Source organism: Hymenobacter radiodurans, from assembly GCF_004355185.1.
Lineage (GTDB): Bacteria > Bacteroidota > Bacteroidia > Cytophagales > Hymenobacteraceae > Hymenobacter > Hymenobacter radiodurans.
In genome coordinates this window covers 1,278,054-1,298,917 of the sequence record NZ_CP037922.1, presented here as the reverse complement: position 1 = coordinate 1,298,917, position 20,864 = coordinate 1,278,054, and the positions used below count along the sequence as shown (strand labels likewise).

At 53.5% G+C, this 20,864-nt stretch carries 12 protein-coding genes; 2 read left to right on the top strand and 10 right to left on the bottom strand.

The features are described 5' to 3' along the window. Positions 1–59: 59 nt before the first annotated feature. Positions 60–1,649, top strand: a complete 1,590-nt coding sequence (locus EPD59_RS06665) for a DEAD/DEAH box helicase (protein ID WP_165963700.1) — start codon at positions 60–62, stop codon at positions 1,647–1,649. Between the two features lie 63 nt (positions 1,650–1,712). Here the strand turns inward: EPD59_RS06665 and EPD59_RS06660 are convergent, their stop codons facing one another. After that, positions 1,713–3,305 carry a hypothetical protein gene (locus EPD59_RS06660; protein WP_133272098.1) on the bottom strand — a complete coding sequence of 531 codons (1,593 nt, stop codon included), beginning with the start codon at positions 3,303–3,305 and terminating at the stop codon, positions 1,713–1,715. Between the two features lie 145 nt (positions 3,306–3,450). On the opposite strand from EPD59_RS06660, the gene EPD59_RS21530 reads away from it, so the two are divergent. Continuing rightward, positions 3,451–3,603 carry a hypothetical protein gene (locus EPD59_RS21530; RefSeq protein WP_165963500.1) on the top strand — a complete coding sequence of 51 codons (153 nt, stop codon included), beginning with the start codon at positions 3,451–3,453 and terminating at the stop codon, positions 3,601–3,603. A gap of 215 nt (positions 3,604–3,818) precedes the next feature. Here the strand turns inward: EPD59_RS21530 and EPD59_RS06655 are convergent, their stop codons facing one another. From EPD59_RS06655 to EPD59_RS06620, 9 genes are all read right to left on the bottom strand, one after another. Then, positions 3,819–5,303, bottom strand: coding sequence for a RagB/SusD family nutrient uptake outer membrane protein (locus EPD59_RS06655; protein ID WP_133272097.1), 1,485 nt, complete (start codon positions 5,301–5,303; stop codon positions 3,819–3,821). A 21-nt stretch (positions 5,304–5,324) separates the two neighbouring features. Beyond that, positions 5,325–5,678 carry a hypothetical protein gene (locus EPD59_RS22310; RefSeq protein WP_240731649.1) on the bottom strand — a complete coding sequence of 118 codons (354 nt, stop codon included), beginning with the start codon at positions 5,676–5,678 and terminating at the stop codon, positions 5,325–5,327. Continuing rightward, positions 5,675–8,521 carry a SusC/RagA family TonB-linked outer membrane protein gene (locus tag EPD59_RS06650; RefSeq protein ID WP_240731648.1) on the bottom strand — a complete coding sequence of 949 codons (2,847 nt, stop codon included), beginning with the start codon at positions 8,519–8,521 and terminating at the stop codon, positions 5,675–5,677. The genes EPD59_RS22310 and EPD59_RS06650 overlap by 4 nt, the downstream gene beginning before the upstream one ends. A gap of 529 nt (positions 8,522–9,050) precedes the next feature. Next, positions 9,051–9,935, bottom strand: a complete 885-nt coding sequence (locus EPD59_RS06645) for a glycoside hydrolase family 16 protein (protein ID WP_133272096.1) — start codon at positions 9,933–9,935, stop codon at positions 9,051–9,053. A 49-nt stretch (positions 9,936–9,984) separates the two neighbouring features. Further along, a complete protein-coding gene (locus EPD59_RS06640) occupies positions 9,985–11,250 on the bottom strand; it encodes a PKD domain-containing protein (protein ID WP_133272095.1) in 1,266 nt (421 codons plus the stop codon). 34 nt (positions 11,251–11,284) lie between these two features. Then, the gene (locus EPD59_RS06635; RefSeq protein ID WP_133272094.1) at positions 11,285–12,802 is read right to left on the bottom strand and encodes a RagB/SusD family nutrient uptake outer membrane protein; all 1,518 of its coding nucleotides are present in this window, start codon (positions 12,800–12,802) and stop codon (positions 11,285–11,287) included. A 23-nt stretch (positions 12,803–12,825) separates the two neighbouring features. Beyond that, positions 12,826–15,954 (bottom strand): SusC/RagA family TonB-linked outer membrane protein, encoded by a 3,129-nt coding sequence (locus EPD59_RS06630; protein ID WP_133272093.1) that lies wholly within the window; start codon positions 15,952–15,954, stop codon positions 12,826–12,828. A gap of 84 nt (positions 15,955–16,038) precedes the next feature. After that, positions 16,039–18,423 carry a beta-glucosidase gene (locus EPD59_RS06625; RefSeq protein ID WP_165963499.1) on the bottom strand — a complete coding sequence of 795 codons (2,385 nt, stop codon included), beginning with the start codon at positions 18,421–18,423 and terminating at the stop codon, positions 16,039–16,041. Positions 18,424–18,920: 497 nt separating this feature from the next. Further along, positions 18,921–20,840, bottom strand: a complete 1,920-nt coding sequence (locus tag EPD59_RS06620) for a 7TM diverse intracellular signaling domain-containing protein (protein ID WP_165963498.1) — start codon at positions 20,838–20,840, stop codon at positions 18,921–18,923. Positions 20,841–20,864 lie beyond the last annotated feature (24 nt).

Sequence of the window (20,864 nt, the reverse complement as noted above, 5' to 3'; positions counted from 1 at the left end):
GTACCTTGAAATTTAGCGAGTTTAATCTCCACGACGACCTCCTGGCCGGTGTGGACGCCATGAATTATCTGAATGCCACGCCCATACAGGAGCAGGCGATTCCCAAAATTATTGAAGGTAAAGACCTGATTGCCTGCGCCCAGACGGGTACCGGCAAAACGGCGGCCTACCTCCTCCCCCTCCTCGACCGCATTTCGCACGCCAAGCACGGCCATACCTCCACCCTTATTCTGGTGCCAACCCGTGAACTGGCCACGCAGATTGATGAGCAGGTAACGGGCTTTGGCTACTTCGTAGAAGCCAGCAGCATTGCAATTTATGGCGGCGGCAAAAGCGAAGGTTGGGAGCAGCAGAAACGCGCCCTCACCAGCGGCGCCGACATTATTATTGCTACGCCGGGCCGCCTGATTGCCCACTTGCAAATGGGCTACGTGAAGTTCGACCAGATCAAGTATCTGGTGCTGGATGAGGCCGATAAGATGATGGACATGGGCTTCTCCGATGACATCCTCAACATCGTGCGCCAGCTACCGAAGAAGCGCCAGACGCTGCTGTTCTCGGCTACCATGCCCAATAAAATCCGCGATTTCTCGAAGCAGATTCTAAACGAGCCCGAGGAAATTCGGTTGGCTGTATCCAAGCCTGCTGCTGGCATCGATCAGCAGCTGTACATGGCTTTCGACCGCCAGAAAATCTATATTCTGGAACACATTCTCAAAACCCAGAATGTGCAGAGTATGGTGCTATTTACCTCCCAAAAAGCGGCCGTGGGCAACATTGTGCGGTCTATCAATAAGCTAGGTTACGTGGCCCAGGGCATCAGTTCCGACCGCACTCAGGAAGAGCGCGAGAAGATTATGCGCGACTTCAAAAACAAGCAGTTCCCGATTCTGGTAGCTACCGACGTGCTTAGCCGCGGCATCGACATTGACAGCCTTTCGCACGTGGTGAACTACGATATTCCGCGGGCCGCGGAAGATTACGTTCACCGCATCGGCCGCACGGCTCGCGCTGCTACCACCGGTACGGCCATTACCTTCATTGCCGATCAGGACCAGGACCGCGTGCTTAAGATTGAAAAGCTTATTGAGCGGGAGCTGGAAAAGAAGAATATTACTGAAGAGCTAGGTTTGGGCCCCGCTCCGGAGTTCGATCCGAAGCGCTTTAGTGGTCTGGGGGGCAAAATTGGGGGTCGTCCGGCTCGCAATGGTCATTCTGGCGGTGGCAGCTCGCGTGATGGTGGCGGCCGTGGTCCACGCCGCGAAGGCCCCCGTGATGGCAGCCGCCCACCCCGCCGCGATGCTGATGCCAACGACCCAGCGCAGAAAGAGCGTATTGCGAAGGCCAATGCTGCCCTAGCTGCTCTCGACGCCGGTGGTGCACCAGCGCAGCCTTACCAGCGCCCGCCCCGCGCCCCGCGCCCGGAAGGCGAAGTGCGGGAGCCGCGTGCGCCCAGAGCTGAGGGAGAACCAACGAATGGCAGCAGCCAACCAAGGACACCACGCGAGCCTCGGGCCGAAGGCGAAGCTGGTGAAGCTCAGAAACGCCGCAAGCGTGGCGGCCGCAACCGCAATAACCGTGGCCCGCGACCCGAAGCTAGTGGCGCAGAAACCACGCAGACCGCACCTCCCGTGTCTACCGGAGAATAACTCCTGGTTTCGCAAATCAATTAAAAAAAGCCCCCAGTTCATACCGGGGGGCTTTTTTAGGTTCTATCTACTCTCCTTTACAGTCGCGCGGGCCACTAAGTAGGACGGCAGTTTCTGTACGGCTTCATTTAGCCTCACTACGTTCTGCTTTTTAAGCTGCTCATTTTCCAAGTAGTTGTTATAATTTAAGAACAGGTAGTAAGCCAGCACACGGTTGTAGGTGTCCAGAGCAGGATCGGCGACAATGTCTAATAGGCGTTGCTCTAGTTCCCGGGGTTGCTGGGTTTCGGCCAGGGCACGGCCTAAGCGCCCCAGACTGCCGAAGTAATGGTTACGGCTCGGTTTGTCGATGCGCAACGTGATGCCAAGCATCAGATTGGGTACATCAATATCCAGCTCTTCGAGCTCACGCAAGTAGGTTTTGCGCGCAGCCCATGCGTAGCTACCATCCGATGCGCGCTCAAACCGGTCGTTCATAATGTCGAGGTGGGCCCGCAGAAACGTCTCCCAATTCACGGTTTCCGCCGAAAGCTGGGCTATGTTAAGCGCATGATAGCGCGGACTATTATCCTGGCTGCACCCGCCCACCACAATGCGGCTGCGCTTGAACTCCAGTGCTTTTTTAGGCGAATAGTACCGGGCTACATATTCTTCAAATTCGTCGGTGGTCGTACCCCGGCTGTTTGTATCCGTAACGGCTTGGGTTAACAACGCCCGAAACTTGGGCGCCTTGGCCAGCGCGTCTACCTTTTCTAGCCGTAGTGAATCCCATTCATAATAGGCCCGCCACCGAGCCTCTTGCTGAGCCTCAGTCAACTTCTCCTTATAGTCTGTCGACGGGCGCTGGATTTGCTGATGAACATAGCTCATAAAAACCTCCTGCGCTTTCGCCGGCTCTGGCTGATACCTGCGGCCCGTACGCTTGGCGGAGTCAAAGTAAATCTGGGTTGTGGTATCAATCAAGCAATCAGCATATTGCACCATCGATGCATACTGCACTGGTAGCGTAGATTGCGTTAGCTCCGTGGTAAAACAAAAGCCTTCCACATACTGGTCAGAATATGATGTTTGCGACTGGTGATCCATGACCCAGCGGCCACCTTCTGTGGTCTGGTTTCGCTTGGCACCGCTAATTCTTAGCGTGTAATCACCCTCTCCGTTGAAAGGAATGCTGCGGTACACCGTGACGTTTACTCTCTTTCGGTCATCGCCTGTGTCGGCATCGCTTGTTGCTTCCTCGTCTTCGTAGCAGACTACCAGCAAGTTTTTCGCAATGGTCGCTTTCGGAAAACGCACCGCAAATGCTTCGGGCGTAATACCTTGTTCGAGTGCTTGACGAGCCTGCTTAAAGTTGCCCTCATCCAACCGTACATAGTGCGCCCGCCCTTGGCACTGGCTGCGGTATACCGGGCGCGCATCGCACACCTTATGCCGCAGGTTCAGCGAGTCCACGATGTGGCGGAGCTGGCGCATGGTCTGCGGCGAGTAGATAAGGCCATTCGTCGCTTGGCCGAACTCGCCGCGGGCCACTACCGTCTCATCCGATTGGGCACTGCAAGCGGTCACGCTCAGTGCCATCAGCAACAGGAAAACACTACAGTACTTCATACGAGTGCGACGCGGAACCGGAGTCGCTACCGGGGAAATAGGGTGCATATTTCCAACGATGCCGACGTAATGCCTATTGCATAATCTGAATACATAAATGTTTTTATCAACAACCCTTACGTCGGCTAATCCAACGAGGCGGCGTATCTTTCCGGGGAACTCTACCGTTGAGAGATACTTACACACTCCCCTTATGAAGCCTACCAAATCAAAAAAGGTTGAAGAGCTGAAAGATGCAGCTCCCACCACGCGCCAAGCCGAAACGCCTCTAGAGGCGTTGTATCGTCGGGTTAAGCAGGCCCAACAACGTCGTATCCAAAAGCGCAAGCGCATTCACGCCCACTAATCTGGCCGTAGAATTTCAATAAAAAGCCCCAGCTACCTGAATGATAGCTGGGGCTTTTTATTGAAACTATAGCTGCTTGTGAGCCTGAGAATGAAAGTTTATTTCTCCCATTTGCAGTTCGCTAAATTTTCATCTATGAAGATTCAGTAGCATTCATCACAAGCCCAAAAAAGCCCCCCAACTTGGGGGGCTTTTTTGGGCTTGTGATGAATAGTCTAGTTGCGGGTCATCAGCGCATTGGCTTGCAGTTCGCCAGACGGAATTGGCCACACATAGAGTGGGTCGGATGGGGCTACGGCACCAACGGAGCTTTTGGCGGGAATTGTTGCGTTCAAACGCATGATGTCCATGTTGCGAATTCCTTCGCCCAAAAACTCGATACGGCGCTCCAGTAGAATATTGTTCACCGTGGCTTGCGTATAGGGCGTGCCGGCCGAGCGCGTACGCACAGCGTTGAGTAGGGCCACTGCCTGAGCATCGGCAGGGCCATTTACCCGAGCCCGAGCCTCTGCCAGATTCAGGAGCACCTCGGCGTAGCGAATAACCGGCGCTTTATCCAGATAAGGATTTGTGGAGGTAGAGCCATTGGAATACTTCGTCAGATAAGGAGTAGTTCCGACCCGGAATACAAAACTCGTTCTGCGCGTATCCGTCGCCGACCAAGCCGCATTGCCCAGAATACCATCGGAGTTCAGGGCATATTCGCCATTGCCTCCCCGCGAACCGGGCAGGAAATAATACCCAAGCTGATTCTGGGTGCCAGGTGCGTTCTGAGCTGTGAACGGGAAGCCCAGAATGTTCTCCGTGGTTTCCTGGGGAAAAGTAAATACGGCAGCTATCGACGGATTCAAAGCATGTGCTACGCCGGTGGTTGCTGTGAAAGGCGCAGTGGCGGGCACAATCTTATTGGCTTCCGTAATAACTTCAGCATAGCGGCCCATAGTCAGAAGCACCCGCGTTTTTAGCGCAATAGCGGTATTACGATGTGCTCTGGTTGTGCTTAAGGCAGCACTACTATACGTCAGGGGCAAGTTTTGCTCAGCGAAGATCAGATCAGCCAAAATCTGGTCATACACTTCGGCTACTGTGCTACGTGCCAGGTCATTGTTGGTCGATCCTGTTTCTGCCAGAATGCGTAAGGGCAAGCCGGGCTTGCTACCCTGAGCATCGGCATAAGGCCGGGCATACAGCTGCAAAAGCGCGTGGTAGCTCAGCGCCCGGAGCAGCCGAGCCTCACCCCGGTAAGCGTTGGCCGTAGTAGTCGCAAAGTCGGCGGGAAAAGCCGGAGCTACAAACTTCGCCGTGTTGGCGTCAAGTCCAGCCAGGAACACATTCACCTGGTTGATAGCGGCATACGCTGCGTTCCAGAGGTTAGTAACGTCGTTTTGCGATGACTCGGTGAGCGTATGATTCCATACACTGTAGCCGGTCACGTTATTACTCGTTTGCACGATAAAATCGTCGGCCCGAATATCGCCGTACACCTGGTAGCGGCCGCCATAAAAGGCGCCAGCCTTTACATAGGTGTATAGTGAATTAACCTGCAGTGCAACACGCGTGGGGGTGTCAAACACTACCAAGTCAGAAAATACAGTTTCTGGAACCGGCTCCAGCAAATCAGTCTGGCAGGAGAAGGCTCCCATGCTTAGTAAGGCAGTGAAAACAGCCACCTTTGCCTTATTCTTTAGTATCGTATTCATCAGTGTCAGAGAGAGCTAGTATTAGAAACCAATGTTGAAGCCAGCCGTGAATGTGCGGGCCTGACCGATGGAGTTGCGGTCGACGCCAGCACCCGTGTTGGTGTTGCCGTTCGTCGAGATTTCAGGGTCAATACCGGAATACTTCGTTAGCAAGGCAGCATTCTGCACCTGCACATACACGCGGGCAGTAGCCAGACCCAGGCGAGTAGCCAATGTAGAAGGCACCGAATAGCCCAGCGCCACATTGCGCAGACGAGCAAAATCACCCTTCTCTACGTTGCTCGACATGATCAGCGCTGAGCCGTTGGACACGTTATCGCCGTACACGACGCGGGGCCATTCAGCATTGGTATTTTCCGAGGTCCAGCGGTTCATGATATCTTTTTCATTGTTCCAGAAGCGCTGGTCATGCAAGCCCGATTTGGTGCCATTATAGATATAATTGCCCCCGAGAACTGAATGAATACGCCTAGGTCAAAATTCTTGTAGCGGAACGTGTTGTCGAAGCCACCATACCACTTGGGCAGTGTTGGGCCATAGTAAATACCGTCGGCCAGCTGCGTAGGAGCCGTAGTGTTTACACCATCGAGCGTTGTCCAGCCCGTAGAGCCTGGGCCAGTGGTACCTAAGTGGTTGTACTGCACCACAGTACCGTCAATTTTGCGCACCATGCGCTGCCCGGTGAGTGGGTTAACCCCTAACGATGGAACAGCCAGAATTTCGCCGACTGACCGGCCTACTTCCGTGAAGTTGACAATCTCAAGACCAGAAGTAGCGGTCGCAATGCGCTGGCCTTCCGTTACAAGTGTCTCTACGCGGTTTTTCAGGGTGGTATAGTTACCGTTTACTGTCCAGCTAAAGTCTTTACCCTGGATAGCGCGGAGGTTCATGTTTAACTCAATACCCGTGTTGCGCATCGAGCCTACGTTGGCGGCAATGGTATTATTCGGAACGCCTCTGGAAGGTGCCTGAGGTACATCCAGAATCAACCCATCAACAAGGTTGCGATAGTAAGAGAAGTCACCCTGTACCCGATCCTGAAATAAGCCGAAAGAGAAGCCAACATCGGTCTTTTTGCTGGTTTCCCAGGTCAAATCAGGGTTGCCAGCTGTAGAGTAACCCAGCGTGGCGCTAGAGCCATATAGGCCCGAACCATACGTAGACAGCGAAGCGAAGTCATTGATGCCCTGACTATTGCCTACCTCGCCGTAGCTACCCGTAAACTTCAGAAAGTTGAAGACATTGGAAAAGGCAGCATCCTTCCAGAATTGTTCTTCCGATACAATGTAGCCCAGAGATGCTCCGTAGAAGTTACCCCACTTTTCGTTGCCCCAGGCTGAGTAGCCATCGCGACGCACATTGATGGAGGCCAGATACTTCTTGTTGAAGTCGTAGGTCAGACGGCCAAAGTAAGACACCAAGTAGTTCTCACCCTGTGAGTTACCGGATACGGCAATATTGGTGTAGTTGCCCTGATACGTGTTAAAGAAGTCATCAGCTACCTGCGTGCGGCTGGCACCCCAGCGGTCTACCTGTGTGCGCTGTTGTTCGCCACCTAGCAGAATAGATGCGTTGTGGTTGCCAAAGCTGCGGTCGTACTGAGCGGTGTTCTGCCAGTTCCAGCGCTTATTGGTGCGGAAGTAGTTGGCGGCCTGTCCACCCGTAGCATAGCCATCACCTGATAGCGCCGTGTAGAACAATTGATCCTCAAAAGAGCTGTTGTTCAAACCATATGTGGTTCGCACGTTCAGACCTTTTAGGATTTCCCAGTTGGCATAAAGGCTACCCTGAATCTCGTTGCCTTCCGACGTGAAGTAGTTGTTCTCGAGGTCAACCAAGGGATTGTAGTAGCCAGTAACCAAGGGGGCGTAGTTGGGAGCTGGGTTGGTATTAGCTCCCGGACCCACGCCATTGCCTGCTGTATTGATGTTAGGAGTGCCATCCGGATTGCGGGCAGCTACGTTGGGGGGCAAAACCAGTGGGGCCCGGCCCAAGCCTGCTATGCTGAAAGCCGCATCTCCTATTGAGCCGGAGTTAGGCGAAGAGTTGTAGTTATTAGAATAACCAATGCGGGCGCCAACGGTGAAGTTCTTATACACCTTGTGGTCAATGTTTATTCGACCCGACAGGCGCTTGAATTCGTTATTCTTCAACATGCCATTCTGGCCCGTGTAGCCAACCGAGGCATAATAGCTCGTCTTTTCGGTACCGCCGGAGAAGTTCAGGGCATTGGAATGAGAGAAGCCAGTACGGTAGATATAGTCATACCAACGCGTATTAACCACGTTTCCATCAGCATCATACGAAGGCAGGAAACCTTCTCGGTTGTTGGCCGCTGCCCCTACGGAGGCACGGTTTGCATTCAGATTGCGAACAGCCTCATTCTTGATCAGCATGTAGTCCTCGGCACCCAGCACCTCATACAGGCGAACAGGCTTGCTCCAGCCAACCCACGAATCGAGGGAGATACGGCTCTGCCCTTTTTTACCATTCTTGGTAGTTACCAGAATAACGCCGCCTGCTGCCCGCGAGCCATAGATAGCGGCAGCGGCAGCATCCTTCAGTACTTCAATGCTTTCGATATCATTGGGGTTCACGTTGCTGAGCGGGTTATTGGGCACACTGGAAAGTGCCGAGTTGTTGCCGCTGAATGCCGGAATGCCGTCAATAACATATAGTGGCGAAGAGCTGAGGTTGATGGAGTTCACCCCCCGAATTCGAACCACGGGAGGCGTATTCAGCACGCCGTTAGGAGTCGTGACGTTTACGCCGGGAGCGCGCCCTTGCAGCGACTGCTCGAAGCTTTGCACAGGCTTCTGGGCTATATCAGCTCCGCTGATGGTAGCCACCGAGCCTGTCAGCTCACGGCGAAGCTGGGTACCGTAGCCGATTACTACTACTTCATCGAGGCCGGTAGTATTCGGCACCAAGCTCACATCAATGGTCGTCTTATCGCCTATTGCTACCTCTTTCGTGTCGTAGCCGATAAAAGAATACACTAAGACGGTGGCCGTGGTGGGCACCGAAGCTAAGGTGTAAGTACCGTTGGCATCGGTAGAGGCGCCTTGGGTAGTGCCTTTCACCACCACGGTTACGCCAGGCAGCGTATTGCCATCAGATGCTACCACCTTTCCGGAGATGGTACGCACCTGTGCCTCTGCCCGATAGGCCAGAATAGTACACACCATAAGCATGCACAGTAGTAAAACTTTTCTCATTTGTCGGTTTTAAAGCGTTAGACATATTTGACTGACGCCGACAAGAAATAGCCTTTATTTCACCTGAACAAATAGATCATAGAATTATTATATAACAATCGTTTAAACTAGCAAACATTGTTGCTAAAGTTATATTTTATCTATATGTGATTTTTCGCATTAAATTATATCTTAGACGTTTACGTACTTGATATTATACCAGATGCTAGCGACAATACACTTATATAAAGGGTATCAAAACAAGTATCACCCCATGAGATGCTCCTTCTCTGGCTCCCTCCTAGCAACGCAATAAACTAAAGTAACAGCCGCATTGTAATAAATACGAAGGCCGCTTCCCCTGGTGAAATTCCAGAGAAAGCGGCCTTTTAAACAGATAACATTTGCCTGAAAGCCAAGAGGCCGGGCTGCACCTCAAACGCAACAGCTCCGGCCCCGGCCCTCACTAGTCTGGATTGAGCAGACCGGTGTGAGTAAGATTAATTACTCAAGAATGCAGGCTTAAAAAAGCCCCCCAAGCGCCATACAATTATTTGTACTGATAGTAGCGCACATAATCTACCTGCATCTGCTTGGGAAAAGTGGTGCTGGCATCAGGATTACCGTCAAAATCGCCCCCCACGGCTATGTTCAGAATCATGTAGAACTTGTTGTCGAAGGGATAAGGCGAAACCTCGCTGGACGTGACCGAGAAGTATTGCTGGCCATCTAAGTACCACCGTAGCTGACCTTTGCTACGCACCAAGCTGAAGATGTGATAATCATCCGCGAAGTCGCCGGTGGGTAGGCGTACTTCTGTGCCTTTTTGCTTTCGGTCGGCGGTAGTATTGCCAAAGTGAATGGTACTAATATTCACAGCTGGTTGGCTACCGCGCAGCTCCATAATGTCAATCTCGCCACAAGCCGGCCAAGGGGCCTGAGAGTCGTTGGAACCGAGCATCCAGATTGCCGGCCAGATGCCTTTGCCCTTCGGGAGTTTGGCCCGGATATCAACACGGCCGAAGGCAAAATCCTGCTTGCCCTTGGTAACGATGCGGGCCGAGGTATACTGTCGGTTGCGCAGTTGCTCCCGCTTCGCCTGAATGACCAGGTTGCCGCCGTTCAGATACAAGTTTTCGCTGCTATTGGTAGTGGCTTGCAGTTCATTGTTGTACCAGTTGTCGCTGACTTCATAGGTCCACTTGCTCTGATCTAGGGCGCTCCCGTCGAAGTTGTCGCTCCACACCAACTCCGTGTATTGGCTGAAGTCGCGAGCTTCGGCATTTACTTCGGTCGCGGCGGGAGGCGTAGGAGTTGGAGTCGGAACCGATTTTTCCTTCTCCTCAGTGCAAGCCGTGGCCGTCAGGCAGCACAGCATGGCAGCGCCCAAAAAGCCCCCCAGTGCCCTGCGGTATTGTAAGCTATTCTTTTTCATAAGCTTCCTAGTGATTTAATCAACAACATCTTTGCCCCGCAGCACTGCACTACTTAGCGACAAACTTCATGGTGAATACGGTACCTCCATTCGAGCCACTGCCAGCACGCAGGGTCATCTTTTTATCATCAATAGAAATGATGCGATACACGCGCTCTGTAGGGGAAGCATCAGTAGTGCCGATAAAGGCATTGGTCCGGGCCAGAACGAACTGAGCCAATCCAGTGCCGCTAGCCGGCCCAAATGTGAATGCCGACGTACCGGACTGTGCGGGCTGACAAGTGAAGCCAGCCGCTGCCGAGAATGTTTCGGCCTTGGCATTGTAGGTCAGCGTATTGGTGGAGGAGAACGTGTACTCGTCGTCCGACTGACAAGTAGGCAGCTCACCAGCCTTTACGCCCGCGAAGTACTGGAGTGGGTTGCCTTCTGTGCCTACAATGATGGGCGCATCAGTAGCATTATCCAGCATCCAGGTTTTGGACGAGCCGCCGGTGAGCAGCTGGCGAATTGGATCGGTAGCATTGAAAGGCACAAGCGTTACCACCGTTTTGGTGCCATTGGCATTTGTGCTTTTCAGGCGCAAACGCTGAGCGGTAGCCTCTACGATGTCGTAGGTGCGGGCCGCGGCGGGGCTCGATGTCCCAATGAATGCGTTGTCGGCTTGCAGAATAATCTGAGCGGGGCCGCTACCGTTGGGCCGGAACCGGAAGTTAGTAGTAACGTCAGCTGCCGTAGCACAGGCGCCGTTCACGGAAGTTTGCCCCCCACTCTTGTAGATATACTGGTAACCGCCGCTAAAGCTGAACTGGTCATCGGCCTGGCAGGCAGGTAGGCTGTTCGCAGCCGAACTTGATACCACCGTGCGATCATCGGCGGCTAGCACCTCAATGGCGCCTGCTGCCTGTGAATAGGTCCAAACGGTGACGCCACCGCCGGCACAATCAGTCAGTCCCGCGAAAGAGGCATTAGCGCAGGGTGAAGGCACTACAACGTCCTTCTCGGGCGAAGTGCCCGTGCCCCCCCGCCCGGCGGCCGTGAGGCGCACCTTGTAGGTGCCGCCCCGTGGGTACGTATGCGTTACGGTTTCGCCGGTGCCCGTAGAGTTGTCGCCAAACTCCCATTGGTAGAGAAAGCCATTCTGGCTGGTATTGGTGAAAGTGACAACTGTAGGAAACTCCGTTGTATTGATGGCCGCCGTAAAATCGGCCGTGGGTGCCACGCCTTCCAGCTCGCCCGTGTCTTCCTTCTCGCAAGATGCCAGAAATACGGAGCCGCCCAGCAGCACGCACACCGCTTTGTTCCAAGTATTTTTCATATAAAGTCAGCTAAAATCGTCGGTGGGAAGTGGCTTAGTAGCCGGGGTTCTGAACTAAAGCGGGGTTGGTGTCAAGCTCCGACTGCGGAATAGGCAGCACCAGATTCGCTTCAGTAGGTACGCCACGCTGTACGCCCACCGTGCGCAGAAAAGCAGCGTGCTCTGTCATGCGCGAAATGAACTTACCCGTGCGCTTGAGGTCAAACCAGCGGTCCATCTCGAAAGCCAGCTCGTAGAGGCGCTCCCGCAGTACGGCATCGGTGAAGTTGGGCGTAGCGGTTGTGAGGTCGCGGGCCGCCGATGGCGTATTGATGGGCAACCCAAAGGCACGACGGCGCACTTTGTTGATGGCCTCCACTCCCTCAGGCGTCGGTCCAACAGCCTCGGCCAGAATCAGATACATTTCGGCCAGGCGAAGCACTTTCATATTCAGGGGTGAATCCCAGATGTTGGTGTTCACTTTGCCGATAAACCACTTCTTGGAGCTAAAGCCAAAGGGTGAGCCAGGCAGGCTGTTGGGATTGGTGCCTCCACCGGGCCAGGCGTCGCCGGGAGCAAAGATGGAAACAGCTTTGCGCGTATCGCCGGCTTCGTAGCCATTCACAAAGTCAGGTTCCGGAATGTTGAAGCCGTATCCGTCGCCAACGGGCGTGAGACCACCACCGCGGGGGGCAAAAAACTGATTGGCGGCCGAACCTACGTTGTTGCGGTCATACTGATTGCGGCCGTTTTGAAACTGTACCTCAAACAGTGATTCTTGCCCATTGTCATTTTCGACCTTGAAGATGTCGGCGTAGTTGGCGTACAGGGTTTTACCTGAACCGGCAATCACCTCGCGAGCCCGCTGGGCGGCTTCCGGTTTCTTATTTTCCGTCAGGTATACCTTGGCCAACAGACCTGTAGCTGCCCACTTCGTGGCCCGGCCTATATCTTCTCCACTATAAGAAGCAGGCAGGTTGCCAATAGCATCGATCAAATCCTGCTCAATCTGCGCATATACCTGCACGGCAGGCGTACGCGGAATAGAGACCTCCGCTACGCTGGCGGGAGGCGCCGTAAATAGTGGTACATCGCCGTAAGCGCGCACCAGATCGAAGTAGTATTTGGCGCGCAGAAACTGCGCTTCGCCCAGGCAGCGCTTCTGAATAGCCGGATCGATGTCGGTAATCAGCGGCACTTTCTGTATCACAATATTGGCGCGCTGAATACCAATAAAGCTTCCGCCCCAGAGGCGAGAGGCGATAATATTGGTATTCGGGATGTTGTAGTTATCGAGCTGCTGATACTCGATACCATCCCCGCCGCCACCACCACCGGTAGTCGATACGTCGGCCATAATATCCATGGCCCACAGAGCGGCATTGTACTGGCCTTCTTTAGTCAGCTCGCTGTAAGCGGCCGTCACGGCTTGAATGGCGTCCGTTTGGGTCTTGTAGAAGTTAGCGTCCGTTATCTGGTCGGTGGGGGCTTCTTCCAGAAACTTCTCGCCGCAGCCGGTCAGCAGACCGAGCGTGAGCAGGAAAGCGCCGCACGTATATTTTGAGATATTCATTGTTGTGTGGGAGTTTATAAGGTTTAGAACCCAATGTTTAAGCCAGCCATGAACACACGCGCCTGTGGGTAAATGCCGAGGTCAACACCTCTGGAGCTCACTTCGGGGTCGAAGCCGCTGTACTTGGTTAGCGTTGCCAGGTTTTGGGCAGTAACATATACGCGCAGTTGGGTGGCCGAAATCCGGCTCATCAAGCTTGCGGGCAGCGTATAGCCGAGGGTCAGGTTTTTGAGGCGGGCGTAAGAGCCATCCTCGAGGAAGTAGGTCGATACCCGCAGGTTCTGGTTCGGGTCGCCGCTAACGGCGCGGGGCACATCATTGCTGGTGCCGGGACCAGTCCAGCGATTCAGTATGCGGGTGGTGCCGTTGGTAGTACCATATAACGCGCCTTCCGTGATGTAGCGGTTTTGGTTGTAGACATCGTTGCCCTGTGAGCCCTGAATAAAGAAGCTCAGATCAAAACCCTTGAAGGTCATTGTATTGGTAACACCGTATACGAAATCTGGGTTAGGATTACCAATATACTTGCGGTCATCTGCATTGATAGTGCCGTCTCCGTTCAGGTCTTTGAAGCGAATGTCGCCGGGAGAGGTGCCAGTTTGTTGCTTGGCGTGGGCAGCTACTTCATCAGCCGTCTGGAAGATTCCGTCAGCTACATAGCCGAAGAACGAACCGAAAGGTTGACCCTCGTCATAGCGGACAACGGTACCGCTCAGAGTACCTAAGCCATTGTAAGGCAAGCCTTGGCCCAATGACTCCAACTCTGTTTTAAAGGCTGAAAAGTTCAAATTCGTCGTCCAGTTAAAGCCTTGACCTGCGCCCTGTACGTTGCGCGAAGTGAAGGAGAAGTCGACGCCACGGTTGTAAGCAGAAGCTGCGTTGGTATTTACGCTTTCATACGTACCCGACACAAGCGACACTGGCACTGGGGCAATCAGGTTGGGCGAGCTACGGTTGTAGAGGTCAATGCTGGCCTCGAACCGGTTTTCTAGGAAGCCCATGTCCAAGCCAATGTTTGTCTGGTTATTAGTTTCCCAACGCAGTTCGGGATTGGCCAAACGGGTGGGAGCACCGCCCGTATTGATGGTTCCATCCGGACCAAATGGATAGGTGATACCGAAGTTGACAGAGTAGAGATAAGCAAAGCGACCAGCATTGAGGGGGTTACCTACTTTACCGTAGCCAGCCCGCAGCTTCAGGTTGCTGATGGTGCTGTTGTCTTTCATGAACTCTTCTTCCGAAATGCGCCAGCCGGCCGATACACCAGGGAAGAAGCCAAACTTATCGCCGGGAGGAAACACCGACGAGCCATCGTAGCGGGCTACGGCCGAGAACAGGTACTTACCAGCAAACTCATAGTTGAGACGACCGAAGTAGCTGGCTAGGCGCTGGGGGGCATTTATGGTACCCGCGTTAGCCAACTGCGTGTTAATGGGGCCCGCGTTGATTACCTGCAGGCTATTACGCAGATAGTTAGTGCGGTAGGCTTCCACGTTGCTGTAGTTGAACTCCTGCGCCGATTGCCCAAGCAGGAAAGTCACCTGGTGCTTATCCCCGAAGAGGTGATCATATGTGGCCGTATTCTCAATCAGATAAGTAGGTGAGTAGCTAGATGTCGCCGAAGCGCCGGCTACCGTGTACCGCGAGGTATAGCCAGCCAGGACTGGGGCAGACGGAGCAAATGAGTTGAAGTTGTCGAAGACGAAGTCACCACCTACGTTAGTGCGGAAGCGTAAGCCTTTCACGGGCTCTAGCTCAGCATATAAAGAGATGAGAGCCCGGTTGCGCTGGAATTTTTGGTTGGTCCGCTGAGCGCTGGCCAAGGGGTTCTCCTCAATAAAATTGTCGACGCCGCCGCTAGGCTCATACCAGTAGCCATCGGGGCGGTAGGGCTGTACCGTGGCCGGAATACGCAGCATGTGCTGTACAACACCGTATTCGCCGTCGTTGGTCGTTACCTGGCGGTCTTCCAAGTGAGTGAGCTGAAGGCTATTGCCTAGTTTGAGCATGCGGCCAACCTTCACGTCACCGTTGGCCCGCAGAGTAAAGCGCTCGAAGTTGGTCCCTACGATGGTACCATCTTGCTGAAAATAAGTACCCGAGAGGGCATAGCGGGCGCTTTCGGTGCCACCTGTAGCCGACAGAGCGTAGTTTTGAATCTGAGCCTGACGGAACACTAAGTCCTGCCAATCAGTGCCTTCACCGAGAGCGGCTGGATTGCGCAGCTTATCAACCACGATAGGCAAACCTGCCGCGATGCGGTTCTCATTGTTGACAACTGCATATTCTTCCGCGTTCAGCAAGTCTAGCTTGCGAGCTACGTTCTGTATACCGCGGTACACATCGAAGTTCACGTTGGTCTTACCCGCTTTGCCCCGCTTGGTCGTGATAATCACTACCCCGTTAGCCGCGCGTACCCCGTAAATAGCCGTAGCCGATGCATCCTTCAGAATATCAATGCTTTCGATGTCGTTAGGACTAATAGCATTGAGCTGATTTTCCCGGTCGTTTGAAGGTAGCGGAAAACCATCTACCACATACAGCGGGCTGTTATTGCCAGCGGAAGTTATACCGCGAATCCGCACTGAGGTACCGGCTGCGCCACCAGGAGCGCCACCGTTAGAGATAATAGTTACACCAGAAACCTTGCCTTGAATTGCCTGCGTGGGGTCGGCCACGGGCTGGCGTACTATCTCGGCATTGTTAACCGATGATATTGCGCCCGTTACGCTCCCGCGCTCCTGGGTGCCGTAGCCTACCACGACTACCTCGCTCAGGGCTTTGGTATCGGCTTCCAGCGTCACGTTGAGGATGGAAGTCGAGCTAGTAACCGACAATTCCCGGCTGGTAAAACCAATTGAGCTGAATACCAATGTGCTGCCCTCGGGTACAGTAATCGAGAACGTGCCGTCGCTGTTGGTGGAAGTACCCTGAGAAGTGCCTTTTACCAGCACCGTGACACCGGGCAGGCCATCACCATTCGACTGGGTTACGCGCCCCGTGACGGGCACATCGGCTGTTGCCAGTGTAGCAACAACGGGGTTGGGGGGCAAATTTCGCCCGGCCAAGGCGGGAGCCGCTACCACTGGCAACCCACAGGCTGTCAGCAGAATAGCTCTTCGCAAGAAGGATGAGTAAGAATTTAGGGTCATTTGGGTAGGAATAAGTAAGCTGAAAGCATATGCAGAAATACTCCCTGGTAGTGCGGCTTGTGGGATAGCACAGCCAGGTAAAGGTTAAGGAGCCGAGCCCTTTATAGCACCTGTTGCACCTCCCAATGAAGTGGGTACTTGTGCAGTGGCACCATTGTAGCGAAAACGTTTTAGTTGATCGCCAACACGAAGTGTAAAGTAGCCATCTTCGAGTAGCCGCCGACCATCACTGTCGGGATAAGTAAGGTCGCGCTGGGGTTGAATCTCAAAAACTAACTCACGGCTTTCGCCGGCTTTGAAGTCACTTTTTTCGAAGTGCTTAAGTAGGCGCACGGGGCGGGTGATACGGCCTACTTCATCAGTCAAAAACCATAGCACAGCCTCTTTTCCGGCGCGGGCGCCTACGTTGGTTACACGCACGGTAGCCTGTAGCGTGGTATTACCGCTGAGCACTGTATCGGCAAGGCTTAAATCGGAGTAGCGGAAGGTGGTATAGCTCAGGCCTTGGCCAAACTCAGTGAGCATAGAAGGCTTGTATTTTGCCCCCCAGTTCTCGAAACCAGCTCCGAAGTCACTCAACTCTAGGCTATTTTCATTATTGTCGTGGTGATATGGCGAGAAGTGTCCGGCAAACTGTGGATAGGTAAAGGGTAGCTTACTACTAGGATTTACCTTGCCGCTGATGATTTCCGCGATGGCCTGTCCGCCACCAAAGCCCGGCAATCCGCCCCACAAAATGCCCCCCCAGCCCTCTGCTATACCCCGAATAATACTGGGCCTCCCTCCTATCACTACTATTACCGAAGGCTTACCCACGGCCTGCACTGCCCGAGCCAATTGCAGTTGGTCCTCGGGCAGCGTCAGGTCGCTGGTATTACCTAGCCCTTCCGTGTAGGGACGTTCGCCGAGAGCCATAATTACGGCATCGGCACGGCGAGCGGCAGCTGTTACGCCGGCCAAAGCCAACGCACCTTTTGCGTCACGGTAAGCAACGGTTTCAACCTGGGTATTCGAATATTCCTTCTTTAAGGCGGCGTAAATGGTCAGAACTTCCTTAGGATACGCATCTTCAGGCCGGCCCTGCCACGCCAGCGTCCAGCCGCCGGCTAAGTTTGCCCGTGAGTCGGTGGAGGGGCCCACTACCAACAGACGTTTCACTTTGGACGCCGAGAGTGGGAGTATATTATTCGTGTTTTTGAGCAGTACGATAGACTCGCGGGCAGCTTCTACCGTCTGTTGCTTCAGAGCAGGGTCGCCAATTCGGCTAAGGCGGTCGGTGCGGGGCATGGGGTTGTCGAACAAGCCCAAGTCATCCTTCAATTGCAGTATGCGACCCGCCGACAAGTTGATGCGCTCTTCCGTCAGGCGTCCTTCCTTCACCAGTTCCTTAACTAGCTTGCAAAATGTAGTGGTGTAGGGTGTCATAGCCATATCTACGCCCGCGTCGATGGCCATGAACGTTGCCTCTTTCTCGTTGGCGGCTACTTTTTGGATGCGCACTAAGCGTATAATATCTTCCCAATCGGTAACAGCCACGCCCTGGAAGCCCATTTTGGTGCGGAGCAAATCGGTGAGAATGCGGCGCGAGGCGTGCACCGGCTCTCCATTGATCTGGCCGCTGTTTATCATGATACTCTTAAGGCCTGAATCGATTGCGGCCTGAAAAGAAGGGCGAAAAAATTCTTCGATGCGCTGATCGGAGATTTCCGCCACTGTGCGGTCCCAGTCAGTACGTGGATCAGAATAACCGAGAAAGTGCTTACCGCAGGCCGCCACCTTGTAGGGGGCAATTTCTTTATTCTCTTGTAGTTCCCGAACATAAGCGGCACCCATCACCGACGCTACCAACGGATCTTCGCCGTAGGTTTCATACAAGCGTGGCCACTGCGCATTCACGCCCAAGTCCAGAACCGGAGCGAACACCCAATGATGCCCCAGATCAGCCGACTCAAGCACGGTAGCCCGAGCAGCCTGCCGCGAAAACTCTGGATTGAAAGTGGCTCCTAGGTTCAGATTATGGGGGAAAATAGCTGCGCCGGATACGTAGCTGGCCCCGTGCATATGGTCGATGCCGTAGATAATGGGAATGTGCAACCGCGATTCGCGCATCGCAATGCGCTGCAAAGCCGCTGAATAAGCAGCCCACTGCGCCGGAGCCACGGCCTCTCCATTTAGAAAGGAGCCGATATGAAACTGCTTGATCAGCGGTATTAGCTTGGCTGAATCCAGTGTTATATCCTTTTGCTGTCCGGTGTTATTAATGGTGGTATTGGCGAGCTGGGTCATCTGCCCGATTTTCTCCTCCAACGTCGTTTGCGCAAGCAAGGTCCGCACCCGCTCACTTACGGGCACGGACTTAAAGCCGGTTGTGAATTGCGCCGCCGCCGTGACTGTGGTTGCTGGAGCTATGGCAGCAGAAGTACTTGCCCGCTGGCAACTCTGACCAGCACTAAGTAATGCGACGAGCATGAGCCCTTGTGAGCCAAGCTGACGAAGACGGCGCGCCGATGATACTCCCGTATTTGTGAAAAGAAAAGATACCCGTAAAAAGGAAGTAGGTATGCTCATGAGGACAGGGAAGTTTCACCAAATATATCCGTCCTTGTTTTGAAAACGCAAGGCAAAAAAGCCCCCCACAGCCTCAAAACGAAGATTTTATAGGTATATCAAATCTTACTTATACACTTACTACACACGTAAAATAGAGCTAATTGCGGGCTAACGCGCTTTAGCTGACTTTCGCTAGAGACGCGCAGAAGCGGCTAAAAAACAATGAAAAAAAGTGGGCATCCGCTAATTTTTTTTGCCAAAAGCTGCCTCCGTCCCACATTCTAAGCTATTTACTCTCCAAAACCAGAAATGCTGTTCCGTAATCGAAATAGTTACTGGTTCAAGGCAATATCTAGATCCACTATTATCTTAACTCCAATGCGTTGCCCAAGCCGGTGCGCTTCTTTGAGTAAGGGTTACACCTTTTGAGATAATGTGGTGGAGCAGTCAGACTCAGATGCTTCTTCTGTTTCGCTGGTAGCATCGAGCAGGATATGGGTCCAGCTTTCACTCACTTCGTAGTCGGGCGACTGGCGACGGCGACGCATGGCGTCCATTACCTTCTGGCTGAAACTCCAACACGTGGCCTGACGCAGGTCCAGAAGCCGGGACATCTCTTGGGAAGAGTAATTCCCTTGGTGGGCATTAATTAGAAAGACAGCATACAAAGCCTTGACAATAGAGAACTTACACTTCTGCAACATCGTGTAAGCTGTGGCCGACTCTACGTAGCGACAACGCGTACAGCGCCTTGCATGTGGCTCACGGCCAGCGCAATACTTCTCGTAGCCACACTTGCGGCACTGGTAGCCGTGTGCCCATTTCAGGTCGGCTAGGTAGCTCAGGCAGGCATCCTTATCGGGGTATATCTGGCTGAACTCGCCAAAGTCCACCTCCTTTGCCAAGACGCGAGCGGTTTGTGCTTGCTGCAAATCGTGCTGAAGGTTGGCGTTAAGCTTCTCAATAGCAGCCGATTGCAGAGCCAAGAGGCTATTGGCCTGCACCAGCTCGCGGTTTTGGGCGGCTATGGTTTCGCTTTGCTGGCGTAGTTCCTGGGTGCGGCGGGCTACCTGTGCCTCCAGCTCCGAATTCAGCTGATCCTTAAGCTGTTGATTTTGCTGGAGTTGCTCTACTAAGCGGTCTTGGGCAAGATGTTTTTTGCGAAGCTGCTTAACCAGGCGAGCCTGCACGGCCAGCCGGGCATCCTTGATTCCCTTAATCTTTTCGCCCAGCGCGTAGGATAAGATGGTCACTTCTACCACAAACGCCACGTTCATGCTATACACGGTGAAGTGATTATTCAAAAATTCGATGCCAAGCTTGCGGGTAATCAGGAAAACCAGACTGATAGCAACCAACGCATGCGCCAGCAGAAAATAGCGCGCCGCCCGCAATCCTTGCCGATACACCAGCAAGGCAGCATAATAAATAAGGCAGTAAGGCAGCAGATATAGCCAGAAGCTGAAGCCTGATTGCACTACCATGATATCTGCTACTAGCAGAACAACACTCAGGGCACCAATCAGCCGGATCCACCAATCGAGTTGGGGCACGCGCAGGGATGTATCGAGGAAGCCGCGCGCATAGTGCATGAAGGTAAAGAGCAGCAATACGGGAGCCCCGGCATTGATCAGGTGATTAAGCCACGGCAAATCGGACCACACATACTCAAACCCCAGCCCATCCTCCGATAAAAAAAGGAGACTACAGCTCAGCACATATAGCACATAGCGCAGGTAGGTTTCTTCCCCGATAAAAAGGTAGATGCACAGATTGTACACCACCATGATGAAAAGCACTCCATAAAAGGCCCCCAGCAAGCCGTATTGGGCCTGAAAATGGGTGAGCAGCACAGGCTCATTGCGCATCATGGCGCGGAAGCTCGTTTTGGAATTAGACGCTAAGCGTAGGTAATACGTTTGGGTCTGGCCCAGCGGCTGGGGCAGATCAAACAGAAAGTCTTTGTAGGGATGGGGCCGGGTAGCAAAAGGCAGATCGGCACCGGTATGAAACTGCTTGTAGCCGCCGCTAGCGATAGGCTGAAAAAACCGGACGTCGTTGATGTGAGAATCGAATAAATCGAGGTACCAGTGCGTACCCGAATGGTCATCGTTGCGCACGGTAAAACGCAGCCAATACGCCGAATTCGTATTGCTCATATTGGGTGCGCCAGTGTAGGGGGCAAATTGCCTGGCCTTGTCTGGACGGCGCACATCATGTAGCGTTAATTGACCCGTAGGGTCCTCTAACACACTGTAATAAGTGCCGTCAATAAAAAAGTCGGCGCCGGATGGCCGCATTACCAATGTATCCTCCGCTGCCGCCTGAGCCGACATGGCGGCACATAGAGTAAGTAAGCA

Excerpts from the sequence above, each read along its gene's own strand:
- EPD59_RS06640 (WP_133272095.1), bottom strand. The coding sequence starts at position 11,250 with ATGAAAAATACTTGGAACAAAGCGGTGTGCGTGCTGCTGGGCGGCTCC.
- EPD59_RS06650 (WP_240731648.1), bottom strand. The coding sequence starts at position 8,521 with ATGAGAAAAGTTTTACTACTGTGCATGCTTATGGTGTGTACTATTCTG.
- EPD59_RS06630 (WP_133272093.1), bottom strand. The coding sequence starts at position 15,954 with ATGACCCTAAATTCTTACTCATCCTTCTTGCGAAGAGCTATTCTGCTG.
- EPD59_RS06645 (WP_133272096.1), bottom strand. The coding sequence starts at position 9,935 with ATGAAAAAGAATAGCTTACAATACCGCAGGGCACTGGGGGGCTTTTTG.
- EPD59_RS06625 (WP_165963499.1), bottom strand. The coding sequence starts at position 18,423 with ATGCTCGTCGCATTACTTAGTGCTGGTCAGAGTTGCCAGCGGGCAAGT.
- EPD59_RS06635 (WP_133272094.1), bottom strand. The coding sequence starts at position 12,802 with ATGAATATCTCAAAATATACGTGCGGCGCTTTCCTGCTCACGCTCGGT.
- EPD59_RS06655 (WP_133272097.1), bottom strand. The coding sequence starts at position 5,303 with ATGAATACGATACTAAAGAATAAGGCAAAGGTGGCTGTTTTCACTGCC.
- EPD59_RS21530 (WP_165963500.1), top strand. The coding sequence starts at position 3,451 with ATGAAGCCTACCAAATCAAAAAAGGTTGAAGAGCTGAAAGATGCAGCT.
- EPD59_RS06665 (WP_165963700.1), top strand. The coding sequence starts at position 60 with ATGAATTATCTGAATGCCACGCCCATACAGGAGCAGGCGATTCCCAAA.
- EPD59_RS06660 (WP_133272098.1), bottom strand. The coding sequence starts at position 3,305 with ATGCACCCTATTTCCCCGGTAGCGACTCCGGTTCCGCGTCGCACTCGT.
- EPD59_RS22310 (WP_240731649.1), bottom strand. The coding sequence starts at position 5,678 with ATGAACCGCTGGACCTCGGAAAATACCAATGCTGAATGGCCCCGCGTC.
- EPD59_RS06620 (WP_165963498.1), bottom strand. The coding sequence starts at position 20,840 with ATGTCGGCTCAGGCGGCAGCGGAGGATACATTGGTAATGCGGCCATCC.